This is a genomic window from Enterococcus sp. LJL51, assembly GCF_049894025.1.
In the GTDB taxonomy this organism is placed as follows: Bacteria; Bacillota; Bacilli; order Lactobacillales; family Enterococcaceae; genus Enterococcus_L.
In genome coordinates this window covers 45104-70192 of record NZ_JBNEQE010000006.1, presented here as the reverse complement: position 1 = coordinate 70192, position 25089 = coordinate 45104, and the positions used below count along the sequence as shown (strand labels likewise).

Below are 25089 nucleotides of genomic sequence, written 5' to 3'. Positions count from 1 at the left end.
ACACTTTTATTCAGACAGCTTTACTTCGTTTAAGAACGTACTTCGACTTCTTCTTTTGCCATCTTGTTGGCAGTTGCCATCATTAGTCGAATTCTGTTTAATTGATTAACCAAAGAAACACCTGGATCATAGTCAATCGCTGCAATATTGGCTTTAGGATATTGATGTCTTAGCTCTTTAACGACACCTTTTCCAACAACATGATTTGGAAGACACCCGAACGGCTGCATACAAACAATATTGTTTACACCTGCTTTCAATAGCTCAATCATTTCACCGGTTAAGAACCAGCCTTCACCGGTATGATTTCCTATTGAAAGGATTTTTCCAGCATCTTCAGCCAATTCATAAATTGAGGCAATCCCTTCAAAGCGTTCGGAATTTCTTAACGCCTTATCCATTGGCTTCTCTACTAATTCAATCATACGAATGGCAAATTCAGCAATCATCTTACTCTTTTTAGACATCCCCAGATTTTCATATTTAAAGATTTGGTTGTATAAAGAATAGTTCATAAATCCGACAATATCCGGAACAACTGCTTCGGCTCCTTCTTCTTCCAGCAATCGGACAATATCATTATTTGCCGTAGGAGAGTACTTCACCAGAATCTCTCCCACAACTCCAACTTTAGGTTTAACAATATCCAAAAGAGGAACTTCGTCAAAGTCTTTGATGATTTTCTTCATATTTCTATTAAACTGGGTTAATGAACCATTTCGAACGTTCTTTTCGATCTTTTTGAGCCATTCTGTATGCATCTTATCAATCATTCCCGGCTCAGTTTCGTACGGCCGAGTCCGATAGACAACTCGTTCAAATAGGTCGCCATATAAGAATGCAATTGCAACTCTTTTTAACAGAGGCAGAGTAAATTTGAATCCTGGATTAGATTCCACCCCTTTGTTCCCCATTGAGATTGACACAACAGGAACCTGAGGGAATCCAGCATCATTCAAGGCCTTTCTGAGCAAAGGAATATAGTTCGTTGCTCTGCAGCCGCCGCCAGTTTGGGTCATCATGACACTTACATTATTCAGATCGTATTCTCCACTTTGTAAAGCTTCAACTAGCTGTCCGATAGAAATGATTGCCGGATAGCAGGAATCATTATTCACGTATTTCAACCCTACGTTGACAGCTTCACGGTCTTCTGCCGGCAAACAAACCACATTATAACCGGATGCCTTCAATGCAACATCTACTAATCCGCTTTGATGAATTGGACTAAGCATTGGCAGCAGTAGTGTATGATCTTTCTTCATCTGCTTAGTAAAGACAATTTTTTCTTGAGTCTCTTCTTTCAGCTGGGGTTCAAAGCCTTGTTTATCCCGTTCACCAACAGCTGCTTTTAATGACCGCAAACGGATTCGAATAGCCCCTAGATTAGAGCCTTCATCAATTTTTAAAACCGTATAGATTTTTCCGTACTGATCCATAATTTCTTCTACCTGATCTGTTGTAACAGCATCTAACCCGCAGCCAAACGAATTCAACTGAACAAGCTCAAGATTTTTAGATTTTGCTACCACCTTTGCTGCAGCATATAAGCGGGAATGATACACCCATTGATTAACTACACGGAGATTTCCAATGTCACCAAGATGGGAGATACTATCCTCAGTTAAAACATGAAAACCTTCTTGTGTAATCACTTCAGCAATGCCGTGATTGATTTCCGGATCAAGATGATACGGTCTTCCAGATAAAACAACACCTTTCTGACCTTTTTGGTTTAGCATCAGAAGTGTTTCTTCTCCTTTATTGCGGATATCCGTTTTGAAATTTTCAAGTTCCTCATAGCCCAAATGAAGCGCCTTTGTAATTTCTTCTTTAGAAATACCTAAATCAGCAAAGCAGTTCGCCATGACGTCCGCCACAGAAGCTTCGTTTGCCAAATTAATAAACGGATTACGATAATCCACTTTTCCTTCACGAATGTCATCCACATTATTTCGGATAACATCTGGATAACTTTGAACAATTGGACAGTTGAAATGATTGTCTGCCTTTTTATCTTCTTGACGTTCAAATACAACACCTGGATAAAAAATCATCGGGATGCCTTTATCAATCATTGCCTGAATATGTCCATGAGCAATTTTTGCCGGATAACAAGCTGTATCGCTTGGAATAGTCTCCATTCCTTGTTCATACAATTCCTTATTGGAGCGAGGTGAAAGCTCCACTCTGAAGCCTAGCTCTGTAAAAAACGTAAACCACAAGGGATAATTTTCATACATATTTAATACTCGAGGAATACCTACTACGCCCCGCGGTGCTTCTTTTTCCTTCAGTGCCCGATATTTGAATAGCCGACGATACTTATAATCTATAAGGTTCACTTTACGGTCTTCACGTTTAACTTTAATTCTTGCTCCGCGTTCACAGCGATTTCCAGTAATGAATTTCCGACCGTCTGAAAAAACTGTCACTGTCATCATACAGTTGTTTTCACACAAACCACAATGAGTGAATTCTTTATCTGCTGTAAAAGCTTCAAGCTCTTCATATGGCAGCAGCGTTGTCTGCTCTCCAATCTCATAATTTTCCAGAGCAATTAAAGCAGCACCATAAGCACCCATCAAGCCTGCAATAGAAGGACGAACTACTTCTCGTCCGCTGATCATTTCAAACGCTCTTAAAACTGCTTCATTATAAAATGTTCCGCCTTGACAGACAACTTTTTTTCCCAGTTCTTCTGGTCTGCGAATTTTGATTACTTTATAAATCGCATTTTTGATAACTGAATAGGAAAGTCCAGCAGAAATATCCCCAACTGAAGCTCCTTCTTTTTGAACTTGTTTTACTTTGGAATTCATAAACACTGTACATCGCGAGCCCAAATCAACAGGCGCCTGAGAGCTTAACGCTTCTATTGCAAAATCCTTCACATCGTATTTCAAAGACTTTGCAAAAGTTTCTATGAAAGAGCCACAGCCTGATGAACAAGCTTCGTTCAGCTGAATGGATGATAAGACACCGTCTTTAATTGTCATGGCTTTCATATCTTGACCACCGATATCCAGTATAAAATCTACTCCCGGCTGAAAATGATCAGCTGCTTTATAATGAGCCATAGTTTCAACTTCGCCAATATCAACTTTCAAAGCATTTTTGATTAGGTGTTCTCCATAACCAGTAACAGCTGCCTTGCCAATAAAAACATCCTCTGGCATTTGTTGATATAAGTCCTTCAAGACGTCCATTGTCGTTTCCAAAGGCTGTCCCTGGTTATTTCCATAATAAGAAAACAGCAAATTGCCGTCCTCATCAATCAATGTAACCTTCGTTGTTGTTGATCCAGCATCTAATCCTAAGAATGCTACACCTGAATGTTTAGAAAAAGCTTTTTCAGTCGCTTTTGCCTGATTATGTCTATCTCTAAACGCCTGCAGCTCATCTTGATTTTTAAATAGTGGTTCCAACGTATCTGTCGGCTTCAGCTGTTCCTTATCCCCTTCAGTTAAACGTTCCAAGAGCAGAGACAGCGTACTTTGTTCTGCATCTTTAGAATAAATTGCAGCTCCCATAGCGACAAAAAGCTGAGGATTTTCCGGAAAAATCACATCTTCTGGTTGAATATCCAACGTTTCTATAAATCTTCTACGCAGTTCAGACATGAAAAAGAGCGGGCCACCTAAAAAGGCAATCTTTCCTTTTATTTTTCTGCCGGCAGCTAATCCAGCAATCGTCTGATTCACAACCGCCTGAAAAATACTGGCTGCAATATCTTCTTTAGCCGCACCTTCATTGATTAACGGCTGTACATCTGTTTTGGCAAATACACCACATCTTGAAGCAATTGGATAGATGGTTTGATAATTTTTGGCTAATTCATTCACTCCATTTGCATCTGTTTTCAACAGAACAGCCATCTGATCAATAAAAGCACCAGTTCCTCCTGCACAGCTACCATTCATTCTCTGCTCCAGAGCACCCTCAAAAAAAGTGATTTTAGCATCTTCTCCGCCTAGCTCAATAGCTACATCTGTTTCCGGGATGATTTCCTCAACTGTACGAGTGCAAGCAATTACCTCCTGAACAAAAGGAATTTCCAGAACATCTGCCAGTCCCATACCGCCTGAGCCTGTAATCATCATCGTTAGTGGCTGGTCTCCACCCAGAAGCTCTTTTGCCTCTTCCAAGACCTTTTCTGTTGCGGCTTTTACATCTGAGTAGTGCCGCTCATATTTTGCAAATTTTGTTTGATTTTCTTCATCTATAATTACTAATTTTACTGTCGTCGATCCGACATCGATGCCTGCCCTCAATTTCATATCTCCCTGCCTCTCCAAGAGAAAAAGTTCACAATCAGCAACACACTGTTGATTAACTTACATCCTGTTTGTTATAATACTTATGTCTATTTTAGGGAGTATTAATTTTTTTTGCAACAGTCAAAAGACCTGTTTTTGTGAGATAAACAACAAACTTATTCAAATTGTTGGCTTTTTGAAAGGAATTTAAAGGATGAAAAAGAAAGATCTGCGAGTTATGCGTACCCACAAAATGATTATTGAAGCATTTATCCAATTAGTTGAAGAAAAAGGATTTGATGTTCTAACAATTCAGGAGATAGCGGATCGGGCAATGATTAACCGTGCTACATTTTACGCCCATTTTAAAGATAAACAAGATCTTTATGAACAAATTTTTGATTTAGCTGTTCGTGCATTCACCTCAGTTTTAGATACAGATACCTCGATTAAAGAAAACAAAATTGAGGTAAAAAAAATCGAACTGCTCCTGTCCAGAATCTACAATAATATTCATAAAAACAAAAACTTTTTTCTGACAATTATGGATGGCAGCTCCAATGAAATTTTAAAAAGAAAATTGGCTGATATTCTCTATGAGAAATACGCCGACACACTTTCCCGTTTACGTATTACAGAAAACGATATTGAAGTCCCGATTGATTTTATTATTGAATACATGACCTCGATATTTATTGGAACACTTCATTGGTGGATTACCAGCGATACAAACATGACACCCAATCATTTAGCTCGGTTAGTTATAAAGCTTGTAGGAAACGGACATTTAACCGTTCTCGGCATTGAGATTGAAAAATAGCTGTAAAGCTAAAATAAGGGGCTGTGACATTAGTATGCCTCAGCCCCTTAAACCCAGATAAACGGTGTTTCAGAAGTAACTACTAGCAGCGAGCTGCATCGATGTCCGCTCAACATCAGTGGTAAACCACTGTGTTTCAAGGCTCTTCGACAATAAGTCGAAAATTCGCAAAAATTTGTGGAACACCAGGTAGGAATCAGTCAACATCGAATGGTTTACCTTCGTGTTTCCTGTCATTTCCGGAATTTCCGCCTTATTGCTTAGAATCACTGTGACTGCTCTTTGAGCAGAGCAGATGATGAAAAGTACCTACTTGGTGCTTAGAATCACTGTGACTGCTCTTTGAGCAGAGCAGATGATGAAAAGTACCTACTTGGTGCTTAGAATCACTGTGATTGCTCTTGAGCAGAGCAGATGATGAAAAGTACCTACTTGGTGCTTAGAATCACTGTGATTGCTCTTTGAGCAGAGCAGATGATGAAAAGTACCTACTTGGTGCTTAGAATCACTGTAATTGCTCTTTTGAGCAGAACAGATGATGAAAAGTACCTATTTGGTGCTTGAAGCTGAACACTTCCGCCTCAACCTCATTTTTTATTAGTTATTTTTGGCACGCCACTTTTTATTATGAGTAGTGTTTCTATTTGAGGTTATTTTACTAGAAACACCAACCTTCACATTGTACTTCTTCTGCTTGGTTAAGTCATAGACCTTCTCTGCTGCATCTGTAATCTTTTCTTTCAAATTCATAGACAATCTCTCCTTTGCTTTCTTGTTCATTCGTCAATGTGAGATGGTAAAAAAAATAGAACCACTCAGTTATGCTGAGTAGCTCTAGGTACTGGGGTAGCTGGATTCGAACCAACGAGTGACGGAGTCAAAGTCCGTTGCCTTACCGCTTGGCTATACCCCAAAAACAAAATGGAGGAGAGTGGATTCGAACCACTGAACCCTAAGGAACGGATTTACAGTCCGTCGCGTTTAGCCACTTCGCTACTCCTCCAAAAGTCATCTTAAAAACCTGACTTGTTTATAATACATAATTTCTACTCGAAATGCAAGTGTTATTTTAAAAAATTTTTCAACTTATTCAGCTAAATTCCATAGGCGAATAACTGTTTCGATTCCTTCATCAATGGACTTAACAACCCCTTGGTTTTCTTTACCCATTTCAATCAAAAATTTCCCAGAACCATTAGGAACAATTCTGCCTATTTCTTTTTTTCCAATCAACAAATTTGTACTCTCGACTTGTTGACCGTTGAAGGTTATTTTTTCCTCTTCAACTCGAACTTCAATATCTTTATTCTTTTTTGACATTCTTATCCCTCCAGAAGTAAATCATACCATAAACAGCTAAAAAAGCATCTATTTCTGCATAAATAGATACTTTTTTTTATTATTGACTAAATAAGTGTTTTCGCTGATATTCACTCCAAACTGCCACACCAACGCCAATTAGAATAGATCCAATCCCCATATAAATAAACATCCACAAGAAACTTGATAAGTAAGCCTGAATAAAATCATACATAGCTTTTGACTGAATACCAATCCGCTTCAAATAACCAGAAAGTAGAATAAGTGCTGGAATAACGGCCATCATTAACCCGCCCCCAACAAAAATGTATTCCCAGTATCTCAGTAAGCGATGCAGATAGCCGCGGAGTGATCTAAATAAAATTACACTTAATACTATCCATAAAACACCACAGACAGCCATGAATATCCATAGTTTTGAACTATATGCCATCACTCGATTTCCAAAAGAAAGCAGAAACGGCAGTTCAATATATCCTTTATAAACTGTTGCAGTCTGATCTGCCAACAGTTTAACGGCTTCGTCGCTTTCCGCTGTCAAATCAATATTATTTTCCGCCGCGTATTGTTTGATTTTTTCAGTTACTGAACTTTTTACTTGCTGTTCATTTTTAATTGAAAAAGGCGTATCCGGATGATACATTGCAGTAAAGTAGTTATTCATATCCTCTTTGACAATAGCTTCTTCTACTGCATTAGATAGTACCCCTTCAGGAATATTGCTCCCTAGCGCACTATTTTCAATTTGCTTATTCATTTCTTTAGTAAGCTGACTATAGTAATCGGCTTTCTCAGCTTGCTTCTCCATATATTTCTCACTAAAAAGCGTCAACCGCAAACTCAATAAAAGGAGGAATGCAACTAGAAAGACCATCGCCAAGAAAGCTAGAAACAAACGGGAAACTGCTGCTCCCTTAAATTTTTTTCTTTTCATTAAGCTTTATTCCTCCACTTTATTTTGTTCCATCAATAATCGGTCCAGAAACATAATCAGCAAACACAAATACCCGATCAGGTGTCAGCCCAATAGCATCTAATGGGTAGCAGGTATATAGAATCAATGAATGCTTCGATTTATCTCCCAGTCTTTCATCGATAACAGGATCAGTATAGTGTGCAATTCTATTTTCTGTCACTTGATAGGTATAGTCCCCGTAATGCGTATGGATAGTAATCTGGTCTCCTACTTCCAAATAATGGATTTGACCAAAGGATGGCCTGTTGTGACCGCCAATCAAAGTCGTTCCTAAATCTCCTGGAATCATACTTCCAATATACTGCCCGGCACCTTTACTAAGGATATCTTCGCTATCGCCATAAAACAATGGTTCATCAATTCCAACTTTATCAATAACCACCCGACCAAACTGATCTCCACCAACAGGATAAACCAATGTAGAAGAAGGTATTTTCCCTTCATCGTTCACCGCTGCCGCTTTTTCCTCAGGCTCAACCTGAGTAAAAAGATCGTTTGCCTTTACTTCAAAATCTGGTGAATCATTTAATAGTATCAGCTGTACTGCTGATCCTGCAAAATTGATGACAGGTGCACCAATGATATAAATGACAAAATAGCCAAAAAGCATAAAGAGAAGAGGCATAAAAATAAATGCCCCTACTCTCTTAAGAATTTTTTTATTATGCAAGTTTACGTTTTCTACTTACAAATGCTGCACCTGCAGCTGCTGCTAGTAAAGAACCAAAAGTGATGCCGCTCAGTGCATAGTTGTTTCCAGTGTTTTTAACTGTGCTTCCAGACTGATAAACAGGGTTGCCTTTAGCATCAGTAATCATCACTGCTGTGTATGCACCGCCAGTACCGAAAGTAATTTTCACGCCTACAGCATTACCTGCTGCTACAACGTAGTTTTTCAACTGATCGATAATACTTGTCGGCAACAGACGCAATGCATCTGCTAAAGTTGTTGCATTTGTTGTATCAACGTTTTGTGATTCAACTAATGCTACTGCAGCACGGATGTTTGTAAGAGCTTCTTCCACCTGTGCATCTGTTAGCGCTACACGTTTCAAATGATTTTCTGTTGCATTAATTTCTGCAGCTCCAAAATAGAATTTTTTGCCGCCAATTGTTGCTCCAGCATTTAGCGTATCAAGAATTTTTTGCTCGTTCGCCGCAATTGCTCCGTCAGCAGAAGCTTGCGAAGTAGGAACAGCAAACACCCCAACAGCCATTAGAACTACAGCTAAGAATCCAATGATTTTTTTCACTTAGTCTCCTCCTATCCTTTATTATTTATAATAAATCATAAGCAAATCAAGAAGAATCGTCATGATAAATTATACGTGTAATATCCCACCATAAATATATAAATGGCGCATGATACCTTACTTATCAAAATTATCACACGTGAAAATAATAGTCAATTAGTTTAATCACTTTTCTATTAAAAAAGTATTTATTTCTCTTGTTTTGATAATAAAACAGCTTCAAAGACATCATACCCTGCTTCTTTTAAAACTTTTTCAATTTTTTCAGTTTCCCGGCTTTCAATTTGCATTTCGAGAATTGTCTCTAATTCTTTACGGTGCACTACAATATTAGTAATACTAAAATCATTATCAGAGAGCAGCTTGGTAATTGCTGCTAAAATTCCTTTGTGGTCCTCTAATATCCGCAATTGAATTCTAGTTCCGCCTTCATGATATCCAGTAATCTTTAAGAAGGCATCAAAAATGTCATTATTTGTTATGATTCCATTCAGCTCACCCTTACTATCTACCACTGGAAGAACTCCCACATTATTGGTTCTCATCTTATAAATCCCGTCTTCCAAAGAAGCTTCCGGATCTACCGTAAGCACATTCTTGACCATGATATCTGCCGCCGTGGTCTTGTTCAGCAGATAGTTCACTTCGTATACACTCAAGCTTGTTGCCTGAGACGGCATCGCAGCTTGAATGGTTCCTTCTGTCAGCAGCCCTACCAGACGTTCATTTTGTACAACTGGTAAACGATGAATATCGTTTTTTTTCATTAAATCTACCGCATCAAAAATTTTTATATCAGGCTGTACAACGATCAGATTTTTCGTCATAAAATCTCTTATACTCATTTCCTAGCCTCCCAAATATGCTTTCTTCACTTTTTCATCATCGATTAATTCTTTTCCTGTACCGCTTAGAACGATGCTGCCGGTTTCCAATACATACCCTCTATCTGCAATAGACAATGCCATTTTTGCATTCTGCTCAATTAACAGTACAGTTGTCCCCTGTTTGTTAATCTCTTGAATAATATTGAATATCTCCTGAATGAAGATTGGCGCTAGTCCCATTGAAGGCTCATCCAGCAGCAGCAACTTAGGTTTAGACATTAATGCCCGGCCCATCGCAAGCATCTGTTGTTCACCGCCGGAAAGCGTTGCAGCATCTTGAGTTCTTCGTTCCTTCAAAATTGGAAAACGCTCAAAAATCATGTCATATTCTTCTTTAAGCTCATTCGTTTTCCTTAAGAATGCTCCCATTTCTAAATTTTCCTGAACAGTTAATCCAGGAAACACATGGCGTCCTTCGGGTACCTGACACAAGCCGGAAGCAACAATTTTCTGAGGCAAGGTTTTCTGAATTTCGTTTCCTTCAAAAATGATTTTACCTTGGGAAGGACGGTTCAATCCTGATATTGTTCGAAGAATAGTTGTTTTTCCTGCGCCATTGGCACCGATTAGAGAAACAATCTCCCCCTCCTCCACATGAAAACTAACCTCTCGAACAGCTTGAATCATCCCATAATGGACCGATAAGTTTTCAATTGACAGCATTATAGCTCACCTCCGAGATAAGCTTCGATTACCCTTGGATTGTTACGAATATCCTCCGGTTCGCCTTCAGCAATGATTCGTCCATATTCCAGCACATAGATTCGCTGACAGACTTCCATCACGAGACTCATATCATGTTCAATTAACAAAATCGTAATTTGAAATTCTTTTTGGATTTTTCTAATTAGTTCCGTCAATTCGGCTGTTTCCTGCGGATTCATACCTGCCGCCGGCTCATCGAGAAACAAAACTTTTGGATCTGTTGCCAAGGCTCTGACAATCTCCAGTCGGCGCTGTTCTCCATAAGGTAGATTCTTCGCCAAATGCTCTGCTTTCTCTTCCATGCCGAAAATACTTAGTAGTTCCTTCACTTTAATGCGCAGTTTATCTTCCTTTTTATAAAAGCTGGGCAACCGCAAAATACTAGAAAAAATACCTTCTTTGTTTTTACTATTCATTGCAATCAGGACATTATCCATTACGGTTAATTCTTTGAACAAACGAATATTTTGAAAGGTTCTGCTCAACCCCATATCAGCTATTTTATAAGGCTTCATCCCGTTTAAAATGTGTGTTTTTCCAAGTTCTTCTAATTCTACAGTTCCTTCACTTGGTTCATAAACACCTGTTAGAAGGTTAAATAAGGTGGTTTTTCCGGCACCGTTTGGACCGATTAAACCAATTAATTCGTTTGTCTCTAATGACAAATTGACATTAGAAACGGCTGCCAGACCGCCAAAGTTTTTTGTCAGATTTTTAACTTCCAATAGAGGCATTAGAATCGTCCCCCTTTTTATTAAATAGTCGCTTCACTGAAAATTCCCAAGTTCCCAGCAAACCACCTGGTTTAAAAATCATAATAATGATTAACGCCAACGCATAAATAATCATTCGAAGTTCGCCAAAATTCTGCAGATACATATTCATAAAGCCTAAGGCAACAGCAGCGATTACTGTTCCCGTCACACTTCCGATACCGCCAAATACAACAATAATTAAAATATCTATAGACTTCATAAAGCCGAAATCTTTTGGAGCAATTGTCTGAATATAGCTTCCATACAAACCGCCTGCTACACTGGCTGTCATTGCACCTATGACAAAAGCGATAACCTTATATTTGGTAGTGTTTACTCCCATTGATTCAGCGGCTATCTCATCTTCACGAATAGCAGTTGTCGCCCGCCCAGATCCACTATGGATATAGTTAACCACAATTAATATAGTGATAACAGTAAATCCAAAGACCATCGACCAGTTCACAAAAGGCGGAATACCAAAAATTCCCGCTGGTCCATTCGTGATATCTCTCATATTAATAATGACAATTCGAATAATTTCAGAAACACCTAACGTAGCAATCGCAAGATAGTCCCCTTTTAGACGTAAAGTAGGAATCCCCACAATTACGGCAATAATTCCCGAAAGAATAATCCCAAGCAATAATCCACTGAAAAAACCAGCCATCGTTGGATTTTTAACTGATACTATCGCAGTCGCATAGGCGCCAATTGCCATAAATCCTGCATGCCCTAGAGAAAATTGACCGGAAAAACCAATAATCAGGTTTAAACCCAACGCTAAAATAATGTTGATTCCAATCGTGATAAGTGTATTTTCCATATACAGATTTACTGCCCCTGCGACATAAGCCGCATAAATAATCCCATACACAGCAAGTGTTATCAGCAGCCAAATTAGATTATATTTCAGATTTTTTTTCATACTTATCACCTACACTTTCTCTTTCACGTTTTTCCCTAGAATTCCAGCTGGACGAATGAGCAATATAATGATCAGCAGTGCATATACTACGGCATCTTTATAATCAGAAAAACCAAAAGCAACAGCCGCCGTTTCCAACAGACCGATAACAAACCCGCCAATCGCTGCACCTGGAATAAGGCCAATACCGCCGACGACAGCTGCAACAAAGGATTTCAGTCCTGGAACAACACCCATCATCGGATCAATTGAATTATAGTATAAACCAATCAGCATACCTGCGGCAGCCGCTAAAGCAGAACCTAATGCAAATGTGAATGATATCGTACGGTTTACATTAATTCCCATAAGCTGTGCTGCGTCTGCGTCCACGCTTACTGCCCGCATTGCTTTCCCCATTTTGCTCTTTTTAACGATAACCTGGAGCAAAATCATCAACAATAATGAGGTAAATAGAATAATTAATTGAATATTCGAGACTTCAATGAAACCTAATTTATAAACCTCCATCTTGATGGCTTGAGGAAATGCCCGAGGGTCTGACTTTACCATTTGAATCATCACATTTTGCAGCAGAAACGATACGCCAATCGCTGTAATCAGAGCAGCAATTCTTGTAGATTTCCGCAGTGGACGATAAGCTAAAAATTCAATAACTACACCAATAACAGCCGCACAGACCATTGATAGAATTAGTGCAGGGAAAAAACCTAGCTTGAAATTGTTAATAAAAAAATACCCCATGAATGCACCTAGCATATAGATTTCTCCATGAGCGAAATTGATTAATTTTATAATGCCGTATACCATTGTATATCCAAGTGCCAGTAAGGCATAGATGCTTCCTAAAAACAGACCGTTTACCAGCTGTTGAAGCAACATTTCCATTTCCATTTTCATCACATCCAATTTTGTTTTTGTTGAGAATAAAAGAAATCGGAATAAAACAAGTTTTCTTCAAGAAATAAGTATTGGAAACAGCTATTCAGTTGTTCTCACAACTTACTATCTGTAGGCATTTAAGAATCAGCAGTCTCAAATATAAAATGATTTATCCGCCTGTCTTATTCTTACCTGTCACTGTATAGATTATCCGGCTTATTCTTGAAGAAAACTCTTCTATCCCGCCATTTATTCATATTTTGTGCATATACAACTTGATTTATCCTGCACGCCTTTTATTCTCAAAAAGGTATTTCTAAGGATTTACAGGTTCAGCAGATGTTTCTTTTCCTTCTGTTAATCCAAGAACAACTGCAGATTTCTCAGGATTATGATTCTTATCCATCGTCATTTTTCCTGTTACACCAACAAAATCCTTCAATTCAGCAAGACCTTTGGTAATTGCTTCTGAATCAGCTGAATCTTGTTCTTCAATGGCTTGCTTCAACATATAGACAGAATCGTATGCCAGCGCATTGAAAGCTGAAGGCTGTTTGCCATACTTCTCTTTGAATGCATCTACAAATGGCTGTACTTTATCTGTTGCAGGTGCTTTTTCAGAGAAATGACCTGTATAGTATACATTGCTTACATTTGCTGCACCAGCAATCTCAACTAATTTTTCATCGCCAAAACCATCTGCACCAATAATTGGTTTATCAATACCCATTTCTCTTGCTTGTTTGATGATTAAGCCGGCTTCAGTATAATAGCCTGGAACATAAATAACATCGTAGTCAAGACCTTTAATTTTTGTTAATAGGGCTTGGAAATCTTTATCTCCAGCTGTAAAGTTTTCTTCTTTAACAACTTCCCCTTTATAAGTATCCTTAAATGAATCAGCTAATCCAATAGCGTAATCACTTGATTTATCCCCAAGAATAACAACCTTTTCAGATTTCAAATTGTCTTGAGCGAAGTTTGCTAAAATGACTCCTTGGAAGGTATCTTGGAAACAAGATCTAAACACATATTCCTGTACTTTGTCGTTAGCAATCGTAATGCTGTCATCTGTACCTGATGGTGTAATTAGCGGTACTCCAGCTTTTGTCATATTAGGAATCGTTGCTTTTACAGCACCCGACGTTGCAGGTCCTACCACGGCAACAACTTTGTCTTCGTTGGTCAGGTTGGAAGCAACAGAAGCCGCCTCACTGTTTTCAGATTTGTTGTCCTTAGAAATCAATTCTAATTTTTTACCAAGAACGCCGCCATCTTCATTGATTTCTTCAATGGCTAATTCAATTCCTTCTTTTTCAGCGTTTCCGTAAGCAGATACCCCACCAGAAAGCTCCATATTCATTCCAATCTTAATTGTATCCCCATCTGCCTTATTACCGGCAGTTCCGCCGCCACCGCTTGTTGCAGTAGGTCCGCATGCAGCCAGCAAAAATAGGCTGGCAAATAAATAGCTAAATCTTTTCATCTGATTACCCCCTCATTCTCTTTCACGCAACACTCAAAGAGTATGTATACAAATATAATAAAAAAACTAATGCTTGTCAATGAATTTTCAGAAAATTTCTATTATTCAAATTATTATTAAAATCTGCTTCTTTTTGTCGGATTTATACCAGCAAAAAATGACAGCGCATTCAATACTAGTTTAACTAAATTTAATTAGATTTTCTTATTTAAAAAGCAAGCCATTTATAAAAATCAGTTTATTTGAACAATAAAAATTCTTTGATTTCCAAACAGGAGAAAAAATTAAAAAGCCCGAGGCGTTTGTTCTCCTCAAGCTTTCAATACTCTATTTGTTTAAAACAGTTCAACCTATCAATGTTAGAGAAATACATTACGTTTGATAGCAGCTTTTTAATGACTCCAATTCTTTTTCGCCAAGAAGTTCGCCGCAGCTCCAACTAGGTTTGCATCATTTCGATAGTTACATATAACTATTTCCGGAACAAAGTCTTTTAGGCCAAAATGCTTCAGTTTCTTCTTCATACGCAGGTTGATTTCATCAAGCAAACCTGCTTTAGCGGAAACTCCACCGCCCAATACAATCACTTCCGGGTCAAGAGAAAACTGGATGCCAAACAACCCCTGCGTCAAATACTCATAAAAATTTTCAACCTCTTCTACAGCAACTGGATCGCCTGCTTCCGCCAAACCGAAGACCTCTTCACCCGATACAGCTTCTTTCTCCAAGCCTTTGCGCTCACAATAACGCCAAGCCATCTGAACAGCTGTTCCTAATGTGCTAAAGGTCCGATTTCCATCAAGAAACATTAGACCGAACTCTCCTCCATAAAGATGAGCGCCTTTTACGATTTCTCCTTTGTGAAAAACGGCTCCACCGATTCCTGTACCAATCACAACAAATGCAACTTCCTGTTTTCCTTTAGCTGCACCTTCATAAATCTCAGCCATCCCTGCACAGTTCGCATCGTTTTCAATAGTCACTGGTAATTCAAATAACTGTTCTAATTCATCATAAATATCAAAATGATGAATGTAGGGAATAGCAGAAATCCCTAAAATTTGTCTTTTTTGTTCATCGACTACACCAGGAGCACTAAATGCAACGCCCTCAATTGAACGTTCGGTTGCTGAAAATACCTTTGAGAATCCAGCTTTCATCTCTTCCCAATTTTTAGGTGTAGAAAATTTTCCAGTTTCAAGCAACTGATTTTCATCCCATACTCCGTACTTTACTGCTGACCCGCCTAAATCAAATGCTAATATTGCCATATTCTTCCCCTTTTTATTTATGTTATTATTTATTTCTCCGATAATTATATGGACCATGGTATTCTTCATCTGGATTTCTCTTTAAACTAAATTTCAGCGGCACATAATCTATTCCGCCCTTTACAAACGGGTGACAGCGGCAAATACGAGCCACGCCCATTAGCCCTCCCTTTGCACCACCGTGTGTCTGAACTGCATCCAGCATATATTGAGAACAAGTTGGGTGGTACCGGCAACGGGGTCCCAAAGCTGGAGAGATAAAACGCTGATAAAATCTAACCAAAGAAATAATTAACTTACCAATCATTTCGTTTTTTTCCTTCTTTCCTATATAAACCTATTTAAACGATGAGTAGTCCACTTTTGCTTAAAATTGTAGTAACTGACAATTCTGCAAAAACTTTGTAAAATCACTCTTTTGCTGTAAAATAGATAGAGCTTATCTCTGCTTACTCAGGAGAGTCAAGCGAAATCCTACTCCCAAAAATATTTTCAATTATTTAAGAAAATCAGCGACACTTACCGCCCGATTTTTCTCTAATAGAATTTATACATTTGGACAAACTATACCGTGTTTTTCTTCATATTGCAAGTTAGTTTCTCCTCACAAAAACTATCCAAAAAATGAAAAACATGATAAACTAACGAGGACTGGAGGGATGAAAAATGGGCTTAAAATTTGAACGAAGCGACGACCTTGACAAGCTTTTTGAATCTTTTGCTGTTGACCCTAAAAAGAAGGAAAAACCAGAAGATAAAAAAGATTCTGATAAAGATGAAAAAGAAAAAAAGCAGTGACCAGTTTCTAACTGATCACTGTTTTTTTATAGATATTTTTCAATAGCCTGCCAAGCTTCTTCTTTCCCCATTTTTGTTTGAGAAGAGAAAAGTATGAACTCATCAGTAGGATCAAAATTTAAAGCTTTTTTAACAATACTTTCATGCTTATTCCATTTTCCACGTGGGATTTTGTCCGCCTTTGTTGCAACAACAATAACCGGCAAATCATAATATTTTAGAAACTCATACATTTGAATATCATCCTGTGTGGGGCTGTGACGCAGGTCTACCAGAGATACCACAGCTTTTAGCTGTTCTCTCTGAGTAATATACGTCTCAATCATTTTCCCCCATTTGGCCCGCTCCGTTTTTGATACTTTCGCATAACCATACCCTGGAACATCAACAAAATGAAGGGTATCTTCAATTAAATAAAAGTTCAATGTTTGTGTTTTCCCAGGCTTTCCAGATGTTCGAGCCAGATTTTTTCGATTAATCAATGTATTAATAAAGGAAGATTTCCCCACATTAGATCGTCCGGCTAATGCAATTTCAGGCAGCTGAGAATCTGGATATTGAGCAGGTGAAACGGCACTGATTACAATCTCTGCATTATGTACATTCATCTTTTTACTCCTTTTTGCTTATTTTTGGTTTGCCTTCTGTTTACAAAGTTTCAGCCAAAAGGCCGGGAGCGGTATCTTCTCAGAAGATACCCTGTCCCGACCTTTCATCCTCGTTCTATAAACAATTGTTAACCGGCTTTTTGATCTTTTTTATCGTAAACGATTGCCGGTTTTCCTTTGCCTTCAACTGCAAGCTCCGTAATAATTACTTTCTTGATCGTTTCATCAGAAGGAATATCAAACATGACATCCAGCATAATTCCTTCAATGATTGAACGTAGTCCACGAGCACCTGTATTGCGCTCAATCGCTTGTTTTGCGATTCCACGCAGGGCATCATCTTCAAACTCAAGCTCTGTATTATCTAGAGACAGCAGCTTTTGATATTGTTTCACTAAAGCATTTTTAGGCTCTTTTAAGATGCGAACTAAATCATCAACAGTCAGTTTTTCTAAAGCTGCAGTAACCGGCAAGCGACCGATAAATTCAGGAATCAATCCGAATTTCAGCAAGTCCTCCGGAATAATCTGCTGCATGATGCTTTCATCTTCAGACAATTTACTGTTATTTGTTCCAAAACCAATCGTTTTTTCTCCTAAACGGTTTCTAACGATTGTTTCGATTCCGTCAAAAGCACCGCCAACAATAAACAGAATATTGGTTGTATCGATTTGAATAAACTCTTGATGAGGATGCTTTCTACCTCCTTGAGGCGGTACACTGGCAACTGTTCCCTCTAGTATCTTAAGCAATGCTTGTTGGACACCTTCACCAGAAACATCTCTAGTGATGGAAACATTTTCGCTTTTACGTGCAATTTTATCAATCTCATCAATATAGATGATCCCTTTTTCAGCACGTTCAACGTTATAGTCAGCCGACTGTAAAAGTTTTAACAAAATATTTTCCACATCTTCACCAACATAACCAGCCTCAGTTAAGCTGGTTGCATCTGCGATAGCAAATGGAACATTTAGAGTTCTAGCCAATGTCTGAGCCAGAAACGTCTTTCCTGAACCAGTAGGTCCAATCAGACAGATATTACTTTTTTGCAGTTCTACTTCATCTGAACTAGTATTTTCAGTATGATTTACACGTTTGTAGTGATTATAAACAGCTACAGAAAGAGCTCGTTTCGCCTGTTCCTGACCAATCACATACTGATCCAGAACATCTAAAATCTCTTGCGGTTTAGGAACATCTGTTAGTTCACGAACAGCTTCGTCGTAAAATTCTTCGTCAATAATCTCTTTACACAAGTCAATACATTCATTACAAATATATACGCCAGGTCCTGCAACGATTTTCTTAACTTCTTCCTGTGTTTTGCCACAAAAAGAACAACGCACAGGGCCGTTATTGTTTGTGTTGTCGTACACGTATGTTCCTCCTTAAAATCGAAAGTAATTGAGAGTACAGTCTTTAGCAATGATATCACAAAGGGACAAAAATTGCGAGTTTTCTGTTAGACTGCTCTAATGAAAGTAGTTCTTCAGTAATCCCTATTTATGTTATACTATCCTTGTATGTTTATTTTATCAAAAATCAATAACTTGGAGGGTAATATATGTCAGAAAAAATCTTGTTGGGTACGTACACTCGTAGAATAAGTAAGGGAATTCATGAAATTACTCTGGATACGGATAAAGGTGAACTAACTACAGCTGAGCTAGTGGCTGAAGCGAAAGGACCGACCTATGTTACAGAAAGCCAAGCTGGAAAGCTTTATTCTGTAATCGAAATTGGGGAAGAAGGTGGTGCTGGTGCATTTAAACCGGCAGGCGGCTCTTTTGAACTATTGAATGCGGTAACAGAAGAAGGCGCTCCTCATTGCTATGTGGCGGTTGATGAAGAACGTCAATTGGTCTATGGGGCAAATTACCATCGCGGAATGGTCTACAGTCACCGCATCTTAGAGGACGGTTCTTTAGAGTTAGCTGATAAAATAACTCATGATGAAGAAACCGGACCTCATGAAAATCAAAACAAAGCACACGTCCATTATACAGATTTAACGCCGGATAAACGCTTAGCGGTCTGTGATTTAGGAACAGATCGGGTTTACACATATGATGTAGATGCAAAAGGCAAGCTGACGGAGATTGCTCAATATATTGCGGAGCCTGGTACTGGTCCCCGCCATCTTGTCTTCCATCCAAACAGCCAATTTGCTTATATGTTTGGCGAATTAGATAATACGGTCACTGTTCTTTCATACAACAAAGCAGACGGAACCTTCAAACAGACGCAAAAGCTGTCAACTTTACCTGAAGATTTCACTGAATTCAGCGGCGGAGCTGCTATCCGTATAACCAAGGACGGCCGTCATCTTTATGCCTCAAACCGCGGACATAACTCTTTAGCTGTTTTTTCAGTAAACGAAAGCGGTGATACTATCGCACTAGTTCAACTGATTTCAACTGAAGGAGATTTCCCTAGAGATTTCGACTTGAATGCGACAGAAGATTTTGTAGTTGCTGCTAACCAAAATACAGACAATTTGACATTATACCGCAGAGATCAAGAAAATGGTTTGCTGACAATGATTCAAAAAGATATATTTGCTCCAGAATGTGTATGTGTGTATTTTAGATAAGCTCTTTTAAAAGAAGCAGATAAAATGCTATTCAGCATTTGAAGCACCACCGGAAATTAAATTTTTGGGAGGTGCTTCATTTTTTTCTGCTTTTTATGTGTTAACCAAGACGTGTTTGAAAACTAACGAGGAAACGATAGTTCAGTAGAAATCTAGAAAAAGAGTTTGGGACATAAGTAACTGCCCGAACTCTTCTTTCTCTAAAATCCGAATAAACGGCGTTCCAAAAGTAGCTCACTACACTTCGTTCCGATAGCATCAACTTCTAAGTGCTAAAAGCACTAAGAGTTGAAGTTCTCGGAAATAAGCCGAACGATCTCAAAAATATGAAAAGCTCCAGGTAGGTATCAATCAACAGCTACTCGGTTCCCTCGTAGTGTTTCTTGATAATTTCCGGATAATCCGTCTTATTGCTGTGAAACACAGCGAGGGATGAGCTGATGTTGAACAGTACCTACTTGGTTCTCGAAGCTAAACACTTTTGTCTCGACCTCTTCACGAAAACGATATCCATAAAGATCATGAAAAAACTCGTTATTTTAGCTTTCAAACACATCTTAGTATCTGAAATCTGGTGTAACAAAAAATTGACCATTTTCTATTAACTGATTTTTTACTTCTACTATCTCAGCTGTCTTCCCTTCGCAGACAAGAAACTCACCAGCTTTCAACTTTTGTTTTCAGCAGGTTTTCTCCAGCAGCACGCGCAACGGCTTTCACATATACCTTGTCTGATTTTTTATTTTGATACGCATACAATTGATAGTTAGCATCTTCTTTGTATACGTCGTTGCTACACCCCAACTGCAGCTTGAACAACCACATACCCAGCTCAAACCGACTATCTTACAGACTGCTCTTTATCCACATATCGGAAACTAAAACTCATTCATTCCTCTATTTCAAATTCCTCAAAATTTCCTCATAGCATTTTGTTGCTCGACCATTCGGCTTGCCCTTTTTACAAAAGGACAAGCCGCTAAGCTTACGGTTAACCCGTGTTAAAACAATTTGATTATCCTCCATAGTCGCCTCCAATGCAGCTAGCGCCTCCAGAAAACGCGGATCTTTTTTTGCTGTTTCATAGAATGAAAGTACATACACATAATAAAATAAATTATAGGTTCTAAATGGATATTCCGGCTGCATAAACAACGTACCAATTCCATAATGGCAGGGACCAATCGGCTTTCTAATACGCCAATGCTCCAACAAGAATTCAACAGTTGGTTCAAGTAGCGGTTCCTTGTTCAGATACTCAGTAAAACGAAACGCACTCAATCCCAGCAACGTAGTTCCCGGGTTGGAATATTCTGTCTCTTCTCCTCTTCCATAGCTGAACTTGTTACAGCGCCAGCCGCCGTCTATGTACTGAGTTTCCAGAAGATGCTGAAACGTCTTTTTCAGCCGCTCATCCTCCTTATATCCCAGTTGAACAAGAACATTAGCCGCATGAGTCGTATGACAAGGTAAAATACCGCCTTTAGGATACAGCTTAAATCGGCCATCTTCACGCCATGTACTCATAATCAGCTCACCCAGTTCAGCAAGCAGAGGATCTGAAACGGGCATTCCTGCTTCCAAAAGCAACATCGCACTCTCCAATGTTGAAAAAGGGGCCCCTTTAATCAAACGCTTATCTTCTGTTGTCCAATAATCCCAGCCATGATCAAATCGATGCCCAAGAATCAGCTCAACGTCGTTCTTATAATCAGTTTCTGTCATTTTTTACTCCTTTCAATCCAGAATCAACTCATAGAATCATCATTAACTATTAGCTGATTTACAACCCAGCAGCTAATTCATAGCCGTCTTCAATGTATCAAAAGCAATTTTTAAATTTTCCTCAGGAATCGTTAGGAAACTTTCGCCAATCGATAGTTCAAATGCTGAAACACCTTCGGCTTCTTCCCACAGCATTAAAGTAAAACCAACATCACTTTTCTCTTGCACCTCTGCAAAAACTTGCTCCATATCAGCAATTGTTTTTGAGAAGTGTACATGAAACATATTAGCTACCGGAATCTTTGGAACTGTTTTTGTGTTTGAACACTGATTAAACAATTCCGCCACTTTTTTTGCTGCTTGAACATAATCCGGCATGCTGCCTATCCGCTGTTCATAATAATAATCTGCTGTCACAATATAGGGATATAAACTAATCAAATCGCCGCCATGGCGCCTTTTCCAAATTTTTGATTCTTCAATAAATTCAGCCTCTCCAGCCAATATTGCGCCGGCAATTCCGCCAATACCTTTATAAAAAGAGACATAGACACTATCAAATAATGCACAAATTTCTTCTGCTGTTTTATCGTAATAAGGCAGGCATTCCCAAAGGCGTGCACCATCTAAATGTAGTTTAATTCCCTTTGCTTTACAATAGCCGGAAATTGCTTGAAGCTCTTCAAATGTTGGCAGCTGGCCGCCAATTTCTCTTTGGGGCAGCTCTATTAAGATACAAGCCAGCGGCTCTTCCACAGCTTGAATATCTTCCAATGTAATTAAACGTTCCTTGTTTCCCAGTAAAATTGGATAAATATGGTGAAGCTCCTTCAAACCGCCTTCCTCATGAATTTCTAAATGGGAAAGAGGATGATAACCAACGGTTGCTCCTTGTTTACGGTCTGACCAAATACGCAAAGCGATCTGTTGAGCCATCGTGCCGCTTGGGAAGAAAACCGCCGCCTCTTTTCCAAGAATTCCTGTCATTTTTTCCTGAAACTGTTCAATGACTTCGCCATTTCCATAAATATCACTTGATTGCTCCCCATCCAACTGATCAATGACCTGCTTCAATACAGAAACATTGCGCTCGCCGTGATGACTTAGCCGATAATGTGTTTGATCATAGCTTTTCGTTAACTTACTTTGTTCTGTCAAACGAATCCCTCCCCATTGCCTTCTATTTTGAAAGCATTTACTATTTAAAAGTGTAGCATAGCACCATAATAGAAACAATCGTTCCTTCCATGTTCCATTGAACTTAAAGAAGCTGAACTAAAAGTGTTGTGTTTAAAAAATAAGGCGGACTATACTGAAAATGTCTCGACATTTTCAGTATAGTCCGCCTTATTTCCGAAGAGGCAGCTTTTAGATCGCCCTTTATTTGGGTTTTAGGAATAGAAAGCGGTGAAGCTTTATTTATATCCTACCCAGTTTGCTAATTCAAAACCAAATAAACGTTGTTTCAGTCAGTCCATGCTTCAAGAGCTGCAGCCTATTAAGAATCAAAGGTATAAAAGCAACACTCAATCTTTCTACAAATATTTTTCCAGCATAACCGCTATACCGTCTTCGTTATTCGACAGAGTAATTTCATCAGCTGCAGCTTTTAACGCATCTACAGCATTTGCCATTGCTACGCCAACTCCAGCGTATTCAATGATTGATTGATCATTATGCCCATCTCCGAAAGAAATGATTTCACTTGAATGAATATCAAATTTTGGTAAAACAGTATCTAGTGCTTTCGCTTTATCAATTCCTTTATCCGTAAATTCAAAATAAACCGGCGCCGTGAACATTGCGTTTAAGCGGTCAATAAATGGCTCTTGAATTTTCTGGTAATTTTCTTTTAGATAATCAGGATCTCCGGCAATAAGAATTTTATTTAGCGGAAAATCAACAAATGCCGCTAAATCTTCTTTTTCACATAATTTGAAATTCCCGCCTCTTGACTCATATTCAATAATATTGAACTCTCCAGTTGGCAGGTTTACTATATTGTCAAAGACATCGTTCACATACAGATAATCTTCCTTATCAATCATCGGCTTAACATTAAAACTTTTCAAATGCTCAAGAATTGCCTTACTATCTTCAACAGCCAAAGCCTGATTAAACAATACTTCTTGTGTCCTGCAATCCACTACGCAGGCACCATTAAATGATACAATAAAGCCGTCATACTGATCCATTTGTAGCTCTTTAACGTGCTTCTCCATCCCCGTTGTCGGGCGCCCGGAAGCAAGTATGACCTTAATCCCTTGTTTTTGTGCATTGATTAACGCATTCTTTGTTTTTTCTGAAATCTCTTTTTGATCATTCAATAAGGTGCCGTCAATATCTAATACAATTGCTTTTATTCCCATCTGCAAGTCTCCAATCTTTTTTCCATCTATATAAATCCTGTAAAAGATTCTGTATATCAATGTAGACAAAGATAAGTCTAGTAGACGCTCCTTTAATAGCATCTATAATATTTTCTAACACAATTTATATAGTTTAATAGTAAAGTAAGCGGTTAAAGAAATCAATAGTTAAAAACCTTTATTAAGAGTTTTAATTAATTAAAATTCTTAATAAGTTTATCATTCCTTAAAATGAGTGAATCTTGTTTACAGATGCACTAATATAGTCTATCATTAATAAAGTGAATTAATTAAGTTTTTCTTTATGAAAGGTGGTACCTTCTTGACAGAAAAAAGTAATCTTATCCGACAAAAAAATCTGGAAAAGCTCAAAGTTTTTCTTTTTGAAAATAAAAAAGCATTAAAGGCAGAGATGTCTAAAGAAACTGGAATTAGTGTTGTGACAATCAACTCTCTGGTTAAACAACTGGTCGCCGACCAAATTTTTATCGAATCTAAGCCTATCCAACAGCCCTTAGGACGCCCTGCAAATGAATATCTTTTTAATTATGATTTGGTTCATTATTTATTAGTCTCTATTCAGGAAAAAAGAGAGCCACACGAAAAACGCAGTCTTGTTATCATCGGGAAAGTTGTCAATCTAGCAGGTGTGGAGAAGTATCATACAACAATCGATTTTTCAACGCCCTCTCTAGAAGGGTTGATGGCTGCATTTAAAGACATGCTTCAATTTTCAGTACCAGTCGAAAAAATAGGACTTTCCATTCCCGGAAAAATCGATCATTCTATTATTGTTTCCAGCTGGGATGATTTATTTGATGGTTGGAACATTGAACAAGAGTTGGCACGGTTTAGCGATATTCCTATTACTATTCAAAATGATGCACATTTAATGACCATGGGCTTTTGTGTGGAACAAGGTCTATTAGAACAGCATACAGTTGTTGGCATTTTCTATCCTGAAAAGAGTATGCCAGGTATCACTATTTGTGCTAACGGGGTATTGCTTGAAGGAAACCGCGGACTTGCTGGAGAAGCAAAATATTTGCCGGCTTTAATTGATTCTCCAGTACCTGCCACAGACGAAGAATTAGGAGAAAATCTTGCAGATATCCTATCTCTGTATAACGCCGTAATTGCGCCTGATAGTTTTGTGCTTTCGTCCGAGACAGTTAATGAAGAGCTATTAAGCGATAGAATTCAAAAACGATCATTACTTTCTAGACAGCCTAATCAGCCCCAAATTTATTTTGCTCAAAATTTTCAACATGTGCTGACACTAGGACTTCGCTGGCTGGTAAGCATAGAAACTACTTATAAACTGCACTAATAGAGCATGCCAGAACTTTTCACCGTCCAAATAAAACTAAGAAAAAGCGGCTCCATTGAAATAGAAATCTATTTATACAGTTGAAAGCATGCTTTTTCGATACTATTTGTTTCGTTTCATG

At 38.4% G+C, this 25089-nt stretch carries 24 protein-coding genes and 2 tRNA genes; 4 read left to right on the top strand and 22 right to left on the bottom strand.

Translation table 11 applies throughout. The features are described 5' to 3' along the window. Positions 1-29 precede the first annotated feature (29 nt). On the bottom strand, positions 30-4280 hold the full coding sequence (locus ACPWSO_RS07930) for an acyl-CoA dehydratase activase-related protein (RefSeq protein ID WP_426082365.1): 4251 nt from the start codon (positions 4278-4280) through the stop codon (positions 30-32). 193 nt (positions 4281-4473) lie between these two features. On the opposite strand from ACPWSO_RS07930, the gene ACPWSO_RS07925 reads away from it, so the two are divergent. Continuing rightward, positions 4474-5079 (top strand): TetR/AcrR family transcriptional regulator, encoded by a 606-nt coding sequence (locus ACPWSO_RS07925; RefSeq protein WP_426082364.1) that lies wholly within the window; start codon positions 4474-4476, stop codon positions 5077-5079. A gap of 597 nt (positions 5080-5676) precedes the next feature. Here ACPWSO_RS07925 and ACPWSO_RS07920 read toward each other — a convergent pair. The 15 genes from ACPWSO_RS07920 to yidD all read right to left on the bottom strand — a co-directional run bounded on the left by ACPWSO_RS07920 (position 5677) and on the right by yidD (position 15849). Beyond that, positions 5677-5829, bottom strand: a complete 153-nt coding sequence (locus ACPWSO_RS07920) for a hypothetical protein (RefSeq protein WP_426082362.1) — start codon at positions 5827-5829, stop codon at positions 5677-5679. Positions 5830-5920: 91 nt separating this feature from the next. Next, positions 5921-5992, bottom strand: a tRNA-Gln gene (locus ACPWSO_RS07915). 9 nt (positions 5993-6001) lie between these two features. Next, a tRNA-Tyr gene (locus ACPWSO_RS07910) sits at positions 6002-6082 on the bottom strand. An 83-nt stretch (positions 6083-6165) separates the two neighbouring features. Beyond that, positions 6166-6399 (bottom strand): DUF2969 domain-containing protein, encoded by a 234-nt coding sequence (locus ACPWSO_RS07905; RefSeq protein ID WP_426082361.1) that lies wholly within the window; start codon positions 6397-6399, stop codon positions 6166-6168. Between the two features lie 79 nt (positions 6400-6478). Continuing rightward, positions 6479-7333, bottom strand: coding sequence for a hypothetical protein (locus tag ACPWSO_RS07900; protein ID WP_426082360.1), 855 nt, complete (start codon positions 7331-7333; stop codon positions 6479-6481). Between the two features lie 19 nt (positions 7334-7352). After that, entirely contained in the window at positions 7353-8000 is a 648-nt protein-coding gene (locus ACPWSO_RS07895) for a class D sortase (RefSeq protein ID WP_426082359.1), read from the bottom strand. Between the two features lie 37 nt (positions 8001-8037). Next, entirely contained in the window at positions 8038-8628 is a 591-nt protein-coding gene (locus ACPWSO_RS07890; RefSeq protein ID WP_426082357.1) for a hypothetical protein, read from the bottom strand. Between the two features lie 188 nt (positions 8629-8816). Beyond that, positions 8817-9473 (bottom strand): CBS and ACT domain-containing protein, encoded by a 657-nt coding sequence (locus ACPWSO_RS07885; RefSeq protein ID WP_426082355.1) that lies wholly within the window; start codon positions 9471-9473, stop codon positions 8817-8819. Between the two features lie 3 nt (positions 9474-9476). Next, complete coding sequence (locus tag ACPWSO_RS07880) at positions 9477-10178, bottom strand: ABC transporter ATP-binding protein (protein WP_426082354.1); 702 nt, start codon at positions 10176-10178, stop codon at positions 9477-9479. Next, positions 10178-10954 (bottom strand): ABC transporter ATP-binding protein, encoded by a 777-nt coding sequence (locus ACPWSO_RS07875; protein ID WP_426082353.1) that lies wholly within the window; start codon positions 10952-10954, stop codon positions 10178-10180. Before ACPWSO_RS07875 ends, ACPWSO_RS07880 begins: the two co-directional genes overlap by 1 nt. Continuing rightward, the gene (locus tag ACPWSO_RS07870; RefSeq protein ID WP_426082352.1) at positions 10935-11903 is read right to left on the bottom strand and encodes a branched-chain amino acid ABC transporter permease; all 969 of its coding nucleotides are present in this window, start codon (positions 11901-11903) and stop codon (positions 10935-10937) included. The genes ACPWSO_RS07875 and ACPWSO_RS07870 overlap by 20 nt, the downstream gene beginning before the upstream one ends. 9 nt (positions 11904-11912) lie before the next feature. Next, a complete protein-coding gene (locus ACPWSO_RS07865; protein ID WP_426082493.1) occupies positions 11913-12791 on the bottom strand; it encodes a branched-chain amino acid ABC transporter permease in 879 nt (292 codons plus the stop codon). A 310-nt stretch (positions 12792-13101) separates the two neighbouring features. Next, positions 13102-14271, bottom strand: coding sequence for an ABC transporter substrate-binding protein (locus ACPWSO_RS07860; protein WP_426082351.1), 1170 nt, complete (start codon positions 14269-14271; stop codon positions 13102-13104). Positions 14272-14663: 392 nt separating this feature from the next. Further along, positions 14664-15542 carry an ROK family protein gene (locus tag ACPWSO_RS07855; RefSeq protein WP_426082350.1) on the bottom strand — a complete coding sequence of 293 codons (879 nt, stop codon included), beginning with the start codon at positions 15540-15542 and terminating at the stop codon, positions 14664-14666. Between the two features lie 25 nt (positions 15543-15567). After that, entirely contained in the window at positions 15568-15849 is a 282-nt protein-coding gene (yidD, locus tag ACPWSO_RS07850; protein ID WP_426082349.1) for a membrane protein insertion efficiency factor YidD, read from the bottom strand. A gap of 359 nt (positions 15850-16208) precedes the next feature. Between yidD and ACPWSO_RS07845 the strand changes: the two genes are divergently transcribed. Continuing rightward, positions 16209-16340, top strand: coding sequence for an SPJ_0845 family protein (locus tag ACPWSO_RS07845; protein WP_426082347.1), 132 nt, complete (start codon positions 16209-16211; stop codon positions 16338-16340). Between the two features lie 26 nt (positions 16341-16366). On the opposite strand, the gene yihA is transcribed toward ACPWSO_RS07845, so the two are convergent. Together yihA and clpX are read right to left on the bottom strand one after the other, a co-directional pair. Then, entirely contained in the window at positions 16367-16948 is a 582-nt protein-coding gene (yihA, locus tag ACPWSO_RS07840; protein ID WP_426082346.1) for a ribosome biogenesis GTP-binding protein YihA/YsxC, read from the bottom strand. Positions 16949-17076: 128 nt separating this feature from the next. Further along, a complete protein-coding gene (gene clpX, locus ACPWSO_RS07835) occupies positions 17077-18327 on the bottom strand; it encodes an ATP-dependent Clp protease ATP-binding subunit ClpX (protein WP_426082344.1) in 1251 nt (416 codons plus the stop codon). Positions 18328-18515: 188 nt separating this feature from the next. Here clpX and ACPWSO_RS07830 point away from each other — a divergent pair, with 188 nt between their 5' ends. Further along, positions 18516-19544, top strand: coding sequence for a lactonase family protein (locus ACPWSO_RS07830; RefSeq protein WP_426082343.1), 1029 nt, complete (start codon positions 18516-18518; stop codon positions 19542-19544). 657 nt (positions 19545-20201) lie between these two features. Here ACPWSO_RS07830 and ACPWSO_RS07825 read toward each other — a convergent pair. The 4 genes from ACPWSO_RS07825 to ACPWSO_RS07810 form a co-directional block, all read right to left on the bottom strand. Continuing rightward, complete coding sequence (locus tag ACPWSO_RS07825; protein ID WP_426082341.1) at positions 20202-20369, bottom strand: hypothetical protein; 168 nt, start codon at positions 20367-20369, stop codon at positions 20202-20204. A gap of 72 nt (positions 20370-20441) precedes the next feature. Beyond that, on the bottom strand, positions 20442-21269 hold the full coding sequence (locus ACPWSO_RS07820) for a prenyltransferase (protein WP_426082340.1): 828 nt from the start codon (positions 21267-21269) through the stop codon (positions 20442-20444). A gap of 72 nt (positions 21270-21341) precedes the next feature. Then, positions 21342-22427 (bottom strand): threonine aldolase family protein, encoded by a 1086-nt coding sequence (locus tag ACPWSO_RS07815; protein ID WP_426082339.1) that lies wholly within the window; start codon positions 22425-22427, stop codon positions 21342-21344. A 377-nt stretch (positions 22428-22804) separates the two neighbouring features. Further along, positions 22805-23638 carry a Cof-type HAD-IIB family hydrolase gene (locus ACPWSO_RS07810; RefSeq protein WP_426082338.1) on the bottom strand — a complete coding sequence of 278 codons (834 nt, stop codon included), beginning with the start codon at positions 23636-23638 and terminating at the stop codon, positions 22805-22807. 322 nt (positions 23639-23960) lie between these two features. Here ACPWSO_RS07810 and ACPWSO_RS07805 point away from each other — a divergent pair, with 322 nt between their 5' ends. Next, on the top strand, positions 23961-24968 hold the full coding sequence (locus tag ACPWSO_RS07805) for an ROK family protein (protein WP_426082337.1): 1008 nt from the start codon (positions 23961-23963) through the stop codon (positions 24966-24968). Positions 24969-25089 lie beyond the last annotated feature (121 nt).

Coding starts and splice junctions, on each gene's coding strand:
- ACPWSO_RS07905 (WP_426082361.1), bottom strand. CDS start 6,399: ATGTCAAAAAAGAATAAAGATATTGAAGTTCGAGTTGAAGAGGAAAAA.
- ACPWSO_RS07870 (WP_426082352.1), bottom strand. CDS start 11,903: ATGAAAAAAAATCTGAAATATAATCTAATTTGGCTGCTGATAACACTT.
- ACPWSO_RS07875 (WP_426082353.1), bottom strand. CDS start 10,954: ATGCCTCTATTGGAAGTTAAAAATCTGACAAAAAACTTTGGCGGTCTG.
- ACPWSO_RS07925 (WP_426082364.1), top strand. CDS start 4,474: ATGAAAAAGAAAGATCTGCGAGTTATGCGTACCCACAAAATGATTATT.
- ACPWSO_RS07825 (WP_426082341.1), bottom strand. CDS start 20,369: ATGTGGTTGTTCAAGCTGCAGTTGGGGTGTAGCAACGACGTATACAAA.
- ACPWSO_RS07820 (WP_426082340.1), bottom strand. CDS start 21,269: ATGACAGAAACTGATTATAAGAACGACGTTGAGCTGATTCTTGGGCAT.
- ACPWSO_RS07810 (WP_426082338.1), bottom strand. CDS start 23,638: ATGGGAATAAAAGCAATTGTATTAGATATTGACGGCACCTTATTGAAT.
- ACPWSO_RS07900 (WP_426082360.1), bottom strand. CDS start 7,333: ATGAAAAGAAAAAAATTTAAGGGAGCAGCAGTTTCCCGTTTGTTTCTA.
- ACPWSO_RS07860 (WP_426082351.1), bottom strand. CDS start 14,271: ATGAAAAGATTTAGCTATTTATTTGCCAGCCTATTTTTGCTGGCTGCA.
- ACPWSO_RS07930 (WP_426082365.1), bottom strand. CDS start 4,280: ATGAAATTGAGGGCAGGCATCGATGTCGGATCGACGACAGTAAAATTA.
- ACPWSO_RS07855 (WP_426082350.1), bottom strand. CDS start 15,542: ATGGCAATATTAGCATTTGATTTAGGCGGGTCAGCAGTAAAGTACGGA.
- ACPWSO_RS07845 (WP_426082347.1), top strand. CDS start 16,209: ATGGGCTTAAAATTTGAACGAAGCGACGACCTTGACAAGCTTTTTGAA.
- ACPWSO_RS07885 (WP_426082355.1), bottom strand. CDS start 9,473: ATGAGTATAAGAGATTTTATGACGAAAAATCTGATCGTTGTACAGCCT.
- yihA (WP_426082346.1), bottom strand. CDS start 16,948: ATGAATGTACATAATGCAGAGATTGTAATCAGTGCCGTTTCACCTGCT.
- ACPWSO_RS07920 (WP_426082362.1), bottom strand. CDS start 5,829: ATGAATTTGAAAGAAAAGATTACAGATGCAGCAGAGAAGGTCTATGAC.
- ACPWSO_RS07880 (WP_426082354.1), bottom strand. CDS start 10,178: ATGCTGTCAATTGAAAACTTATCGGTCCATTATGGGATGATTCAAGCT.
- ACPWSO_RS07865 (WP_426082493.1), bottom strand. CDS start 12,791: ATGGAAATGTTGCTTCAACAGCTGGTAAACGGTCTGTTTTTAGGAAGC.
- ACPWSO_RS07895 (WP_426082359.1), bottom strand. CDS start 8,000: ATGCCTCTTCTCTTTATGCTTTTTGGCTATTTTGTCATTTATATCATT.
- ACPWSO_RS07830 (WP_426082343.1), top strand. CDS start 18,516: ATGTCAGAAAAAATCTTGTTGGGTACGTACACTCGTAGAATAAGTAAG.
- yidD (WP_426082349.1), bottom strand. CDS start 15,849: ATGATTGGTAAGTTAATTATTTCTTTGGTTAGATTTTATCAGCGTTTT.